The sequence below is a fragment of the Pontibacter populi genome (genome assembly GCF_040278685.1).
Classification (GTDB): domain Bacteria; phylum Bacteroidota; class Bacteroidia; order Cytophagales; family Hymenobacteraceae; genus Pontibacter; species Pontibacter populi.
Window position 1 is genome coordinate 1 of record NZ_JBEOKT010000005.1, and the last position, 14,624, is coordinate 14,624.

The following is a 14,624-nucleotide window of genomic DNA, read 5'->3' on the forward strand; positions in this document are numbered from 1 at the left end:
GCAGCAACCGACAAGGCTAAAATACATTTATACTGAAGACATATTGGGTGGACAACAAGGTACCTTTTATTCGATGGACCAAAAGGAAATTTACAGAACAACTATTGCATTGGGAGAATAAACGAACGCACAACAAAGTACAGCAGTACTGCTTTGGCTTCGCCTTGCAATCTGCTATACCTGTACGTTAACATCAACCATCCTTTTTAACATCAGCCGGCAGTGGCAATCCTGATGGCACTACAGCTCCGGCTTCTTTCTTTAGCTGCTCGCTAAAAAAGCGCTTGTGCTTCATGCCGGCTTCGCGGGCTTCTACTTCAAACTTATTGTTATAGTACCCCACCCGCCAAGACTCTTTCAGGTACAGCCACAGAAACCGGAAAAAGCCATGCTCCTGGAACTGCTTGATATGGCAGAGCTCATGCTCAAACCAGCCTTTGTCTTCTAAAAAAGTATGCTTGTCTACACCGCTCAGGTGTATGCTTTTGCCCAGCACCATCGCCACGTTCCGGCTCTTCAAAACCATGCGGGCAATACGGGCAAACGGAGATTGTTCTACAATTTTATAGTTCATTTTTCAGACACTCCATTTTATAACTTTAATTACATCATCTTAAACTATAGCTGCAACCCAAAGGGCTAATGGCAACAAAACCCGGGTGAAAGAATCTTATATACAGGCGAATACGAAAATACCCTGATTTGGCTATTAAATATTTTGCACTTATCTTTGCCAGCAGCAGCCTGAAACAAAATACCATTTTAATGTTTAAAGCCAATTTCGGTGCAAAAATAGCTGCTTAAATAAGGTGAAACTGTTTACTCGCACGGTGCGGGAGCTAACTAGCCAAACCCTATGAAAAAAACCATCATACTAAGTATACTCGCGGCTTTATCGCTTGTTCTGTCATACTTTTACGAAGTAACGCCCGCTGAGTCGGCGAACCTGCCTGAACCAGTTGCAACTATAACGCCTTACGCCATTAATTCCGGCGAAGACCTTACCAGCGCCCTGCTCACGAAAGCTCCGTTGGTAACCTTACCAGAGCCAACACCGGAACTTAAACCTGAAGAAGAGGCATTTTACTCTAAAAGACTGCGCATACAGTTTGCCACCAGCAAAAACAAAGATCTGATACAAACTGTAGCCGGCTGGCTTGGTACCCCTTATAGTTATGGCCGAGGCTCTAAAAGAGGCACCGACTGTTCCGGGTTTGTAACCAGCATTTACCGCGAAGTATACGGGGTTAAGCTAAGCCGCAGTTCGCAGTCAATGTTCCAGGATGTGAAGCGTGTTAAAAAAGACAACCTGCGTACAGGCGATCTGGTATTCTTTAAGCGCGGACCAAAGCAACCGATATTCCATGTGGGCATCTATCTTAAAAACGGGAAGTTCATACATTCTGCTACCAGCGGTGGTGTAATGGTAAGCTCGCTTACAGAGCCCTTTTACCGGAAGAACTATTATGCCGGCGGCCGCGTAAATTAAGCAGCCCCAACTATAGTTTTATGAGCCTTGCAGCAACCTGCAGGGCTTTTTTATTTACCGCAGGTACAACAATTTTATATGTGGCAAGTATAGGAAGGTTAGCTTTAGTTTAACCAACTTTGCACCCGCAAAACGGCAACTATAAAACAACACATCACAAACAACATTACAACTATAAACTATGGATAACCAGGCACCCGACGGTAAAAACATATCCCAAAGCTCGATATTTAAAACCCTGCTGGCAAAAGCCGAACGATACCTGAAGCACCCTGCAGAAGTAACAAAACTGCTGAACGAGGCTTTTAAAAAAGCAACAGCTAAAAAGAGCGTAGGCACCCTGGCCGCCGAAGCCTGGGAGAACCTGCAGATACTATCCCGAATGATAAAAGCAGCTGTGGCCGGCGATTATAAAGGAATACCAACAACTACCCTGGTAGGTGGCGTGGCGGTTATTCTTTATTTTATTATGCCTATCGATCTTATCCCGGATTTTATACCGGTTATTGGCTTGCTGGACGATGCCAGCTTACTGGCCTGGTTTATGACGAGTATAAAAACGGAGCTTGATCGCTTTAAAGACTGGGACATCCTGTTCCAGGAACAGCAGCGCCAGGCGGCTCATAACAGCACCTCACATAATGCTGACCCATCATTTGGCACTCCAAAATACAGCGACAGATCCGGCGATAACGTAGAAGTAGACAGGCATACTGAATTGTAAACTTAACCTACTATACCTATGAAACCAGATAACAAAAAACAGACCCCTGAAAACAAACCAACCGACAAACAGGAAAAAGACCCTGAAGTGGCCGGAACTGGCAAAGCGAACAAAGAACCAACATTACGCTCTTACACCACCGACAGCAGCCGCTCGCACAAAAGTCGCCACGACGACATGGCCACCGGCGGCAACATTCGCTAACAGTATTTAAACTATAGAACTGCCTGCCACTTAAAAACCGGCAGGCTTTTTTTGTGCTTTTATAAGCCTTAACACAGCTATTTATAGTTGCAGCAACTATAGTTATCGGCTCTAAAAAACCTTAAAATATAGTACAATTCAAATACATAGATTTAAATAAAAAAAGAAAAAAGACCGCTATATATTGGATTGCTAAGGCAATAATTATCTATATTTGATCGAAAGATTTTGTATTTTAACTTTTAGCCAAAGTGCCTACAACCTTTTTAAAACTCTCATCTGTCAATGTTCACATCGACGGCATCGGGAAAGTCTTGATAGAGCGCAGCGATAAAGCCAAGCGCATAAGTATCAGCGTAAGGCCTCTGAAAGGGATCAGAGTGGCCGTGCCGCCCCATATCAGCTTCGATAAAGCCGAGCAGCTTATCTATACCAAAGCCGATTGGATAAAGGAGCACCAGAGCCGTATGCAGCAGCAGGAATCCAAGGTTACTACTTACGATCCTGATACGGAATTTAAAACCAGGTTCCATACACTTCGGTTACTTACCCACGCCCAGTACAACATGCGCTGCGTAATTGAGGACGGATACATAAATGTATTTTACCCTGCTTTTAAAGACGCCAGCGAACCGGAGGTTCAGAAGTTTATCCGCAAATCGATAGAGGAAACGTATCGTAAGGAAGCAAAAGAGTATTTGCCGCAACGGGTTGCTTTTTTCGCCGAGCGCTTCGGGTTTGAGTACCAGACGGTGTTCATTAAAAATGCAAAAAGCCGCTGGGGTAGCTGCTCGCACACCAACAACATTAACCTGAACCTGCACCTGATGCGCCTGCCCGATGCTCTTTGCGACTATGTGATACTGCACGAACTGGCACACACTGTAGAAAAGAACCATGGCCCACGCTTCTGGAAACTATTGGACAAGGTTTGCGGCAACTCCAAAGCCCTTGATAAAAAGCTAAAAGACTACCGAATCTCTATTTTCTAAAAATAGCCTATTGATTATACTGCTACTATAGTAAAGTCAAATTCCCTAAAGCTCCCTTGCCTGCCGTGTATTGTACATGAGTAAGCAAGGGAGTTTTTTTGTAGGTTGGGTTTCGTAATGAGCTGGCGCGCGTCTCCGGACTCGTGACTTAAGATGGTGTTGAGTCTCCCGACTCAACTGGCCCGATAGGGACAGACATGGAGTAGCTTTGGCTATAATTCTATAGTTGGTGTTGTCCAACCACCCCCAACCCCTCAGAGCTACGCTCGCTACCTTCGAAATCTCTTCTCGGTAGTCTAAGGAGGGGAGTTTTACTGCTTTTTACTTTGTCATCTCGAACAGCGTGAGAGATCTGGTATGGTTTAACATCCCCCTTCGCCCCCTTCAAAGGGGGACTTTCGGCCTTTACTATTGTTTACCTTATAGTTCTATAGGTAAAGCCTATCCTCGGACAGGTCGCGACCTGTCCCTACGGAACTACAGCCACGATAAATCTCGGAGCTTACCGGTTCAAACTATAGACAGGTGGTTGCTATGCGAAAGATCTCAGTCTTTGGGTTGAGCGCCTTGTGAATATCTGGTGCCGCAGGCATTGCGACGAAGGAGCAAAAGAGATTCGCGCAGCGCGATACCCAAAGACGGGGCCTCCCGGCCGTGAGGGCACCAAAGTTAAAGGTGAAACGATGGGCAATCAGAGCTCCCAGGATTAATGGTAATTTGAAAGGATAGCTTGGTTCAAGTTGGAAAGGAATCAAACTATAAAACTCAGATTTCTCCTAACGTCGAAATGACAAAAGTGAAATTTAAGGGTAATTAAGATCCCTCGGCTAACGCTCAGGATGACAGAAAGGAATAATCAACTAAATGTATTTAAACTATAAAGGCGGGATAACTTCCGCCTTTATAGTTGAATGTAAAATTTTTACGCTGCTACCAGCTCCGAATGATCTGCAACATAGGTTACAAAATCACCAACCGTGTTAATCGGAACTTCATCCGGAATAACGATATGGTATTTCTTCTCAAGCGCCAGTATAATATCAACTACATCAAGGGTATCAAAACCGAGCTTTTGTTCTAAACTTACATCGGCTTGTAGGCGTGAAGGCTGCACTTTTTTGGTTCTGCTAATGATGCGGATAACCTCCTGCTCAATAGCTTTATTGTTTGTAAGCATGGGTACTATTAATATGTATATTCTCTAACTTTACCATTCACAGGCATTTCATCCTGCTTTATCTTCAGGGCTGCGGCACGTTTCTTTTTGCCTATCAGCTTGTCCTTTAATTTCTCGTTCAGCAGGTACATAACCGGCACTATCAGTAGTGTAACTATAGTTGCAAACCCAAGCCCGAAAATAATGGTCCAGGCGAGCGGGCCCCAGAAAGCGGCACTGTTACCACCCATAAAGAAGTTGGGCTTAAACTCTGTAAACAGTGTGTAAAAGTTAAGGTTTACCCCTAACGCCAGCGGTATCAATCCTAGTATAGTTGCCGTAGCAGTTAACAATACAGGGTTCAGACGTGTTTTACCAGCTTCTACAAGCGCCTCTTTCAAGCCTTTGCCTTCTTCCAGCAGCAGGTCTGTAAACTCCACAATCAATATGCCATTCTTCACAACTATACCGGCCAGCGCAACTATACCAACACCCGTCATAACGATTGACACATCCATTTTAAAGATCGAGAAGCCCAGCAGCACACCAATAATACTGAACAGCACCTCTGACAGAATAATGAATGGTTTTGAAACGGAGTTGAACTGTGTAACCAGGATCAGGAAGATGATGAGGAAAGCTGCCACAAAAGCCAGGCCCAAGAAATCGGATGTTTCCTTCTGATCTTCCTGCTGGCCACCTATGCGTACCTCGTACCCTTCCGGCGTCTGGAAATTCTGCAACGACTGTTCTATCTGCTGTACCACTTCGTTGGCGTTGTACCCGGCCAGCACATTCGATTCCAGAGTTACAACACGTTTCAGATTTTTGCGCTTGATACCGCCATACGTGTTGCCATATTCTATACTTGCCACCGACGAAAGCGGGATCTGGCGAACCTGTCCGGAGTTCATATCGCGGTAAGTAATGCGCATATCCAGCAGGGCATCAATGTTTTCGCGGTAAGGTTCTGCGTAGCGTATCTGAATCGGGTATTCGTCTTCGTCCAGTTTAAATTTCGATGCTTCCTTACCAAATATGGCTGTTCTTATTTCCATCCCGATCTGGCCGGTGCTTAAGCCTTCGCGGTTAGCGCGCTCACGGTCAATGTTGATAACGATCTCCGGTTTGCTATCTTCCAGGTCAGATTTCAGGCCTTCTATACCACCAATTTCCTGGTTAGAGATGTACTGCTCTACATTTTTAGAAAGCGCGATCAGTTCCGGAAACTCTTCGCCGGATATCTCGATACTGATCGGTTTACCAACAGGCGGCCCGTTCTGCTCCTGATCTACCGTTATTTCAACGCCAGGTATTCCTTTTACCGCTTCACGTATCTCTGTCAGGTATTCTTTGGATGTTTTGTCGGTGGTGCGGTCCATGTACTCTACAAAAGCAACCGTTACCTTACCTTTATGCGACTGGGCTGTTACGCTGCGATCGTTCTGGTCGCCGGCACCTATAGCCACGTTCGATATTACCGACTCTACATCCGGGTTATCATCCCCGATCACGTTATAAATGCGCTTTTCCACTACCTTGGTAACAGAGTCCGTAACAGCCTGGTCGGTACCAACAGGCATCTGTATGTAAGTATATACAAAGTTCGGGTCGCTTTCCGGGAAGAAAACCACCTTAGGAGAACGAACTGCAACTAAACCAATGGACAGGAAAAGCAGCGCAAAAATACCAACGAACACATAAACAGGGCGTTTACCGGCCAGCATCCAGCGTAGCAACTGCTCGTACTTCGCCATAAAGCGTGGCAGTGTATTTTGCTGAAATTTATCTATCAGGCCGGTTAACACATACCTGTTCAGGGCCATAAGTACTACGCCCAGCATTAACAAGTTTGCAAAGCCATAAGAACCAGCTATGTAAAACACGATAGCCAGAACTATAGCCGCGATCAGAACTATAACAAAGCGTCTGCGCGATTTTGGAGACCGCTCTTTGTGCTCTTTATGCATGAAAGATGCTGCAAAAACCGGGTTTATAATAAAGGCTACCAGCAACGATGCCAGCAATGTAACGATTAGCGTTATCGGCAGATAGAACATGAACTCACCTACTATACCCGGCCAGAAAAGCAGCGGGAAGAACGGAGCTATAGTTGTAAGCGTACCTGCCAGCACCGGCACAAACACTTCGCCGGCAGCTACTTTAGCAGCTTTTGTAATACCTAGGTTAGATGTATGGAAAATACGGTGCGTGTTCTCGATCACCACAATGGCATCATCCACCACTATACCAAGGGCAAGAAGGAAAGCGAACAGCACGATCATGTTCAGCGACACGCCCATCGAGTCGAAGATGAGGAAAGCGACGAACATGGAAATAGGCACCGATAACCCCACAAAGATGGCGTTGGTTGTACCCATAAAGAACATCAGAATTATAGTTACCAGCACAAAGCCGATAATTATCGTGTTGATCAGGTCGTTGAGGGTGTGCTTGGTTTGAGTAGCCTGCTCGCCGGTAACCGTTACTTTCAGGTCGTTGGGCAGCGTGGTGCCTTCCATTTCTGCCAGCAGGTCTTCTATTTTGTTCGATGCCTCGATCAGGTTCTCGCCACTGCGTTTGATCACGTTCAGGGTAATTACAGGCTCGTTATCCAGGCGGGCAAAACTTTCCTGGTCCTCAAATCCTTCTCTTACACGGGCAATCTCTTTCAACTGAATGTTAGCACCAGACATCGACTTCACCACAATGTCGCCAATAAGGTTAGGATCAACATACTGGCCAACCACACGCACCGATCGCTTCATTTCGCCTACGGTTACGTTACCACCCGACAAGGTCAGGTTTTCGCGGGCAATGGCATTTTCGATATCCGTGAAAGTAACCTGCGCTACCTGCGCTTTATACATGTCCACATCCACCTGCACTTCTTTATCCAAAGCGCCGGCCATGTCTACACGGGTAATCTCAGTCAGCGATTCAATGCGGTCCTGTATGTCTTCGGCATAGTTCTTCAGTTGGTCCAGGCTATAGTTACCCGAAATGTTTACCTGCATGATCGGGAACTCCGAGAAGTTCACATCCTGCACGTTAGGCTCCTGCGTCAGGTCTTGTGGCAGATCGGTGCGGGCTTTATCTACGGCATCTTTTACCTGCTGCTTGGCTACAGCCACATCCACATCGGTGTTAAACTCCACCACTACCATCGAGAAATCCTGGATAGAGTTGGAAGTGATCTTTTTAACCCCTGAAATGGCTTTTATCTCTTTCTCTATCGGTCGCGTTACCAGGTTTTCCATATCCGATGGCGACGTGCCGGCATATACCGTACTCACAAACACCGTCGGGATCACCACATCCGGAAAATTCTCTTTCTGGATATTGATGTAAGAGAAAACACCCCAGATCGAGATGATCAGTGTGATGATGTAGATACTGGTTTTATTATCGATAGACCAATTGGTCGGCTTGAACTGTTTCATAGTTTTAGAGCAATAGGGTTTACTTCTGGCTCAGACTTTTGGCCTGTTCAAACACCACAGGCTGGCCTTCGTTCAGGTTCTGGTAACCAGCAGTTATGATCTGGTCGTTGGCAGCGAGTCCGCTCAGCACTTCGGTTTTGCCTTTATAGGTCTGGCCTGTTTTTATCTCGCGCTTGGCTGCCACATAGTCTTTCCCTTCTTTTTTAGCCACATACACATACTCCGATTTCTCGTCTTTTTGTACCAGGTTTACCGGCACAACTATAGTGCTTTCGTTTTTATAGTCCAGGATGCGAACCATGGCTACCAGGTTAGGGCGCAGTTCTATTCCTTTGCTATCTTTCAGGTTAAGTTCTATAGTAAAAGTGCGGCTGCTCGGGTTTATAAAAGAGCCTACCACATCCACTGTAGTTTCAACTTCTTTGTTCAGGTCCGGGAAAAACACGATGGCTTTATCGCCTTTGTTTATCTTGCTCAGGTAAGCTTCCGATACTTCTGCCACTATTTTACTACCCGACATATTTACTACCCTGATAATGCCGACGCCAGGCGCTACGGCCTCGCCTGCATTTGGCACCACTTGGTCTACCACACCACTTACAGGAGCCTTTATGTTATACTGGTCACGCTGCTGCTGCAACGCTGACAAGCTGCGCTCCAGGGCCTCTTTGTTATTTTTGGCAGTCAGGTATTGCATTTCGGTGCCTATTTTCTGGTCCCACAGGTTTTTCTGTTTTTCGAAGGCAATGCGGGCCAGGTCCAGGCGGGTGCGAAGCTCGGCTATGTTCTGCTCCAATACCTGTGCATCTATAGTTGCCATGGTCTGGCCTTTGCTTACGCGGTCGCCGGGCTGCACACGCACACTGGTCAGCACGCCGGGTACACGGGCACTTACAAAAACGTTCTGGTCGAAATCAACTTTCCCCTGCATTTCCAGGTAATGGTTGAAGGTGTCCTGCTGCAGAGTTGCTACCGCAACAGGTACAGTTTTGCGTTGCGCTCCGCCATTCTTGCCTTCGGCTTTCAGTTCGGTCTCGAGGGCTGCAATTTTACTGTCGAGTTCAGATTTTTGCTTTTTCAGCTCTGCCAGTTCTGCGACTTTGTCGTTGCCGCCCCCGCAGGATGCCAGGCCAACTATAAGTGCTATAGCTACTATATTTAATGTGCTTTTCATGTGTCGTTGTGCGGTCTTCTTCATGGTTTTATTTTGAGATCAGGGTGCCTTTTGCTTTTTCAAGATTCACTTTGGCGATAAGGGCGTCGTAAACGGCGGCGTAATAATTGGTTTGCGCCTGGCGCAGGTCGGTTTCAGCAGTTATCACTTCCAGGTTAGAGCCTACCCCTTCCTGAAATTTGATCTTGGCTACCCGGGCAATATCCTGGGCCAGCGCCAGGTTTTCCTGCTGCGCCTTCAGCACATCCAGGGAGTTGGTAAGTTCGGTAGAGGCTTGTTTCAATTCTAGGTCAATGCTTTGGCGCAGCGTTTCGAATCCGTATTTGGTGTTCTCCACGGTTACTTTGCTTTGCTGTATCTGGTAGTGTTTGCGCAAGCCATCAAAGATCGGGATGCGTAATTGCGCACCCACATAGCCATATTCCAGGTAGCTGCTTGTGGTGGTTATGTCGCTGAAACTGTTGCTGGCTGCATTATAACCATAGCGGGCATTTAAGTATAGTTTAGGCAGATAACCTGATCTTATATTGCGTAGGTCCAGCTGGGCCAGGCTCTGCTGTGTTTCCAGCAGGGAATATTCGATGCGGTTGCTATAGTTAAAGTTTTCACTGGTAGTTGTTGCAGTCTCCACTTCTACATCGCTCAATTTGTCTGTCAGAACTATAGTTTGCTTCTGCGGCAGCCCCATCTGGAACTTCAGTAGGTTTTCGCTCAGTAGCATCAGGCGCTCTGCTTTCTGCTGCTCAACTTTCAAGTTATTAAAAGATACACGCAGGCGGTCTACATCCAGCTGTTCGGCCACTCCGTTATCAAACATAATGCGTGTTTGTTTTAGCAGGGTATCCAGTCGTACCAGGTTCTGGTTAAGCAGCTCCATCCGCTCCCGGTTCACCAGCACACCATAGTAAGCTTTGCTCACCTGGTCGGCCACCTCAATCTCGCTCTGAATGGTGGTTTTGCGCGATAGCTCAGTATAAGTTTTAGCGGCTTTTAACCCGATCAGGTAAGAGCCATCGAAAAGTAACTGGCTGCCTGTTATAGTTGCATTGCTGGTATAAGCCGGCGTAAATGTTATAGGCACAAAAGTACCCGGCTGCGGAGAGTTCGGATCATCCGGATCATTTAAAAACTCACCTGGCAAAAAGCTCTGCTGCTGAATAAAGTTATCCCCAACATCCACGATAGCATCTATCTGCGGAAGGCCCATGGCACGTATCTCTCCCACCCTGGCTTTGGCACTTTTCTCGTTATTGCGGTCGGCCTGCAGGCTAGCCCTGTTTTGCAGTGCATAGTCTATACTTTGCTGCAAACTAAACTGCTGTACTTCCTGGGCATGTGCCCCTGTAGAGCCAAGCAATGTAAGTGCTGCAACTATAAGTGTTATTCTTTTTTTCATGGCTTATTTTGGTCAGGGAGTCGGTTACTCTTCTTCTTTAATCTGCTTCAGCTCATTTATCAGTTTATGGCCTTTCAGGGTTGCTAAACCTAACATGTAGTGCTCCAGGGTGGCCATCTGCACGCGTTTCAGGTCGTACTTATGAGGCGGGAACAATACAGGATTAAAAGGTAGCTCCACCTGCACCAACCGTACTTTCGACATCACTTCCACATCTAGGTCCTTGCGGTAAAGACCTTCTTTTATGCCGCGCTCTAGGTTCTCTTTAATCTTCACAAACATGTACTCGTCGCGGTGCTGCATCCAAAGTTTAAAAGCTTCGGGGTGGTATTTCTGCAGGTCGTGGAAAATGGAAGGGTGAAACTGGTTGAAAAGCTCGCGGGTCATGCTCATCATATTGAAAAGCTCTTCAATGGCGTTACCGGAACTTTGAAAATATACTTCGCAACGTTGCTGCATATCATCCAGATAAGCGCCTGTTGAAGCTACCACAAGCTCATTTTTATTCTCGAACCACTTATAGATCGTTTTCTTGGACATGCTCAGGAACTGGGCAATATCATCCATCGACACGCTTTTAATGCCACGCTGGCAGAACAGCTGGAAAGCGGTGCAGGAAATCTTAGTCTTGGCGTTTGTTCTTTCTTCTAATTCGGTGGTACTCATAATGACGCAAAACTATGGAAACGATTTTTATATCCAAAGTTTCCAAAGAGGTATTTTGTTTAGAAAAAAGATCATAAAAATCTCATTTCCAGCTAAATTGCAAAAAGCTATATCTGCGCATTGAAGCCCCTATTTCTGACAAACTACTGTGTTACATAGACTAACACCCCAACAAACTATAAGAATGGCAAGCCAGGCAACACACCAGATCAGTGTTGCAACACAAAAGATTACTACAAAAAAACTTATAGAGATTTTTTATCCAGGATAACCACCCATTCTAAACTATCAGGAAAGTCGAGGTTGAATTCATGAAAGTCAGCTGGGAGCAATAAAACAGTGTTTTGCGAAGGGTTATTTTTATCAAAAGCTACCGGGAAACTATAGCCTAAAAAGCTATCGGCATAAGCGTTACTTATAAAGTATTTTCTTCCTCCTGTATACTCCTTGCCGTTATAGATGAAAGAATATTTCATTTGAATTCCTCCTCTATATCCTGCACTTGCATTAGTGATCTTGCAGGTTGTAACACCTAAATTCTCCTGAATAGTATCTTTTTCCCTTCTTTGATAGACATAAATACCTACTAAAAACACGGCACAAAAAATCAACAGAAGTCTTGTTAATTGCTTTTTATCCGGCATCCATGATCTTTCCATGTTAACTTAAAGAGATCAATTTTAGAGTCCCAGCACGGTCCGCAGTTTGGTATAACCACTCTTACTGAGCGGCACACGCACACCATTTTTAAGCAGGGCCACGTGGCTGTCTTTTTCTAAAGGTTCTATGCGGGTGAGCTGGGAGATAGGGATAATGTAAGAGCGGTGTACCCTTACGAACTGTGTTGGGTCAAGGGTTTGCTCATAATAGCCCATCGTCTTCTTTTTCAGAAAGAGGCCGTCTCTGGTGTGGATCTTCACATAATCGTCGTAGGCTTCAAGGTACAGCACATCCTGCACAGGTATTATGCGGATATCGTTGCCGGCTTTGACTACAATGCGGGCGCGCTCTTCGGGTTGCTTGGCTGGTACTTCACTCAGGTCTATAGTTGGCTTATCTATAGTTTCTATCGTATGCTTTTCCTGCCATTTTTTTAGGGCCGCATCAAACCGTTCCTGGCTGAAGGGCTTTAGCAAATAATCTACGGCATTGGCCTCAAACGCTTTCAGGGCATAGTTATCGAAGGCAGTGGTAAAGATCACGCCCGGTTGCTCTTCCAACAGTTCCAGCATTTCAAAGCCGTTTATCTTGGGCATCTGTACATCCAGGAAGATCAGGTCGGGCTGGTGCTGTTTTATGGCTTTAATACCTTCAAAACCATCGCCACACTCCTGGGCTATCGTTACATCAGGGTGCTTCAGCAGGTATTCGGCAACTATACTCCGGGCTAGCGGTTCGTCATCAATTATGAGGCACTTGATCATAGTTTTGGGGTATGGTTACGGTAGTAGTAAATTGATTTTCGTGTTGCTGCGTTTGTACCAGGTCAGGTCGGGCATAAAGCAGGTATAGCCTGCGCTGCACCGAACTCAATCCAAAACCTGTTCCTTCATGGGCTTGCGTGGCATCGGCTTCAAAAGGATTCTGAATACGTATCACCAGTTTTGCATCTTCCCTGAAAGCCTTCATAGTTATAGTTGTATCGCCGGTGGTGCCGTAAAGCCCGAACTTAATGGCATTCTCCACTATAGGTTGCAACAGCAGGGCGGGGATTTTCAGGTTTTTAGCGTCATCAGTTACATCAACTATAGTTTGCAGCCGGTGCCCGAACCTTACTTTTTCAATGGCCAGGTATAGTTCCAACTGGGTTAATTCATCGGCTAAAGTTACCTGCTGCTGGTTCTCTTTCCGGAGAGTGCCACGTAAAAAATCCGAAAGCTGCTGGATCATGGTGCGGGCCTGGTTGGGCTTAACTATCACCAGCGCGCTTATAGAATTAAGGCTGTTAAATAAAAAGTGTGGCTGCAATTGCTGGCGCAGGGTAAAAAGTTCGGCTTCGCGGGCTAGTTTTTCGGTGGCTGCTTTTCGTTCTTCCAGCAAACGCTGCTCTTTGGTATAGTACCAGAACCAGTTTATCAGCAACAACAATAGCAACAGCAACCACCCAAACACCACCCGCATCGGCAACGAGCTTCCGGCAAAAACCAGGTAGTCAGCATCGTATACAAATCTACCGATCAGGAAACTATAGAGCAATGTGCAGATTCCGGCTAAACCTAAGCTCCAGGCCAAGAGCAGAATGCCCTGCCGTAGTGTGGGCTGATAGTAACGCAGGCCCGTGCTTGCCGCAAAACCAGCCAGGGTCAGCAGCAGGTTGTAGAGCAAACTGTCCTTAAGGGTGAGGTGAAGGCTATAGTTGGCCGGCAAAAGCACCAGCACCAACACCCCTGACCAGAAAGCGGCCCATGCCAGGTAAAGCCAGATCACACGCATTTGAGCCATTTATAGTTTAGTAACTCTTGATATCAAGTCCGCCGAAGAGGGCAGTACCTTTAATGACCAGCACCTTGTTCGGGTCGTAGCCGCCTGGCAGCATCATACGCTTATCAGATACACCGCCTAATATAGCTACCACTTCGTTTCTTACTTCCCAGTGCGGAGGCACGATAAGCGATGTTCCGCCAAATATCTGGGTAGTATCCAGCACGATCGGGTGTTGTATATCGGCCTGGGTCAGGTTTATTTCGTTACCGCCAAACACACTTACAACTTCGCCGCCTTTAAAGTTTTTAGACAAAATATTGCGCTTTACGCCCCCTAAAATGGCTGTGGAGTTAATATAATCGTCTCCGGATGTGGCTGCATCTTCCCACAAAGGACTTGCTGTAGTTGTGCCATCTTTATTTACACCTCTGGGCGGCATCGTTGGAATTCCTTGTACCAGGTGGGGACGCATGTCACGTTTCGGCTTCAGCATTACCCAAAGTCCTATCACAATCACAACAATTGGCCAAAGGTAGTTACGGAAAGAAATACCAGGCACGTAATCATCGATCAGGAAAATTACGCCTAATGCCACTGGCAAAATCCAGCCCGGGTTCCGGAACGAGTGCTTGAACCCAATAAACAGACCAGCAAGTATCGGGATCATCTGCCACGAGAAAAGCCAGCGCGGTAAAAAAATCACATTCATTTTGTAAGCCAGCAATACCACTCCTATAACTACGAGCAGTAATCCGGCCATTACTCTTCCACTTCTGTTGTCGCTTCTGTCTTTCCAGCCTTTGTAACCTTTGTTTGTGTTTAAATCTTGATTTTCCATAGTTGTTTTTGTTTTAATTTCTGATCAAATGTACTTCAATCAGCAAGTGGCGGCCATAGTTAGTAGGCTGGCCAAGGCAAAAAGTCGGTAAGCTGCAGGATTGCGTCGGCAAACGAAA

General features: G+C 46.2%; 15 protein-coding genes. 5 read left to right on the forward strand and 10 right to left on the reverse strand.

What is annotated here, in order from left to right:
* Window positions 1-193: 193 nt before the first annotated feature.
* Window positions 194-574, reverse strand: a complete 381-nt coding sequence (locus ABS362_RS06555; protein ID WP_350411588.1) for a hypothetical protein — start codon at window positions 572-574, stop codon at window positions 194-196.
* A gap of 282 nt (window positions 575-856) precedes the next feature.
* Between ABS362_RS06555 and ABS362_RS06560 the strand changes: the two genes are divergently transcribed.
* From ABS362_RS06560 to ABS362_RS06580, 5 genes are all read left to right on the forward strand, one after another.
* Window positions 857-1,489 (forward strand): C40 family peptidase, encoded by a 633-nt coding sequence (locus tag ABS362_RS06560; protein ID WP_350411589.1) that lies wholly within the window; start codon window positions 857-859, stop codon window positions 1,487-1,489.
* Between the two features lie 181 nt (window positions 1,490-1,670).
* Window positions 1,671-2,213, forward strand: a complete 543-nt coding sequence (locus ABS362_RS06565; protein WP_350411590.1) for a YkvA family protein — start codon at window positions 1,671-1,673, stop codon at window positions 2,211-2,213.
* An 18-nt stretch (window positions 2,214-2,231) separates the two neighbouring features.
* The gene (locus tag ABS362_RS06570; RefSeq protein ID WP_350411591.1) at window positions 2,232-2,417 is read left to right on the forward strand and encodes a hypothetical protein; all 186 of its coding nucleotides are present in this window, start codon (window positions 2,232-2,234) and stop codon (window positions 2,415-2,417) included.
* Between the two features lie 251 nt (window positions 2,418-2,668).
* Window positions 2,669-3,409: a M48 family metallopeptidase gene (locus tag ABS362_RS06575; RefSeq protein ID WP_350411592.1), complete on the forward strand. Its 741-nt coding sequence runs from the start codon at window positions 2,669-2,671 to the stop codon at window positions 3,407-3,409.
* Between the two features lie 569 nt (window positions 3,410-3,978).
* Complete coding sequence (locus ABS362_RS06580) at window positions 3,979-4,119, forward strand: hypothetical protein (protein WP_350411593.1); 141 nt, start codon at window positions 3,979-3,981, stop codon at window positions 4,117-4,119.
* 212 nt (window positions 4,120-4,331) lie between these two features.
* Here the strand turns inward: ABS362_RS06580 and ABS362_RS06585 are convergent, their stop codons facing one another.
* The 9 genes from ABS362_RS06585 to ABS362_RS06625 all read right to left on the reverse strand — a co-directional run bounded on the left by ABS362_RS06585 (window position 4,332) and on the right by ABS362_RS06625 (window position 14,506).
* A complete protein-coding gene (locus ABS362_RS06585; RefSeq protein WP_350411594.1) occupies window positions 4,332-4,586 on the reverse strand; it encodes an acyl carrier protein in 255 nt (84 codons plus the stop codon).
* A gap of 8 nt (window positions 4,587-4,594) precedes the next feature.
* Entirely contained in the window at window positions 4,595-8,008 is a 3,414-nt protein-coding gene (locus ABS362_RS06590) for an efflux RND transporter permease subunit (protein ID WP_350411595.1), read from the reverse strand.
* 19 nt (window positions 8,009-8,027) lie between these two features.
* Entirely contained in the window at window positions 8,028-9,206 is a 1,179-nt protein-coding gene (locus ABS362_RS06595; RefSeq protein WP_350411596.1) for an efflux RND transporter periplasmic adaptor subunit, read from the reverse strand.
* 4 nt (window positions 9,207-9,210) lie between these two features.
* Complete coding sequence (locus ABS362_RS06600) at window positions 9,211-10,578, reverse strand: TolC family protein (protein ID WP_350411597.1); 1,368 nt, start codon at window positions 10,576-10,578, stop codon at window positions 9,211-9,213.
* A gap of 24 nt (window positions 10,579-10,602) precedes the next feature.
* Window positions 10,603-11,244: a TetR/AcrR family transcriptional regulator gene (locus tag ABS362_RS06605; protein WP_350411598.1), complete on the reverse strand. Its 642-nt coding sequence runs from the start codon at window positions 11,242-11,244 to the stop codon at window positions 10,603-10,605.
* Between the two features lie 245 nt (window positions 11,245-11,489).
* The gene (locus ABS362_RS06610; protein ID WP_350411600.1) at window positions 11,490-11,903 is read right to left on the reverse strand and encodes a hypothetical protein; all 414 of its coding nucleotides are present in this window, start codon (window positions 11,901-11,903) and stop codon (window positions 11,490-11,492) included.
* 21 nt (window positions 11,904-11,924) lie between these two features.
* A complete protein-coding gene (locus ABS362_RS06615; protein WP_350411601.1) occupies window positions 11,925-12,668 on the reverse strand; it encodes a LytR/AlgR family response regulator transcription factor in 744 nt (247 codons plus the stop codon).
* Window positions 12,646-13,686: a sensor histidine kinase gene (locus ABS362_RS06620; protein WP_350411602.1), complete on the reverse strand. Its 1,041-nt coding sequence runs from the start codon at window positions 13,684-13,686 to the stop codon at window positions 12,646-12,648. Before ABS362_RS06620 ends, ABS362_RS06615 begins: the two co-directional genes overlap by 23 nt.
* Window positions 13,687-13,693: 7 nt before the next feature.
* Window positions 13,694-14,506 carry a LiaF transmembrane domain-containing protein gene (locus ABS362_RS06625; protein ID WP_350411603.1) on the reverse strand — a complete coding sequence of 271 codons (813 nt, stop codon included), beginning with the start codon at window positions 14,504-14,506 and terminating at the stop codon, window positions 13,694-13,696.
* Window positions 14,507-14,624 lie beyond the last annotated feature (118 nt).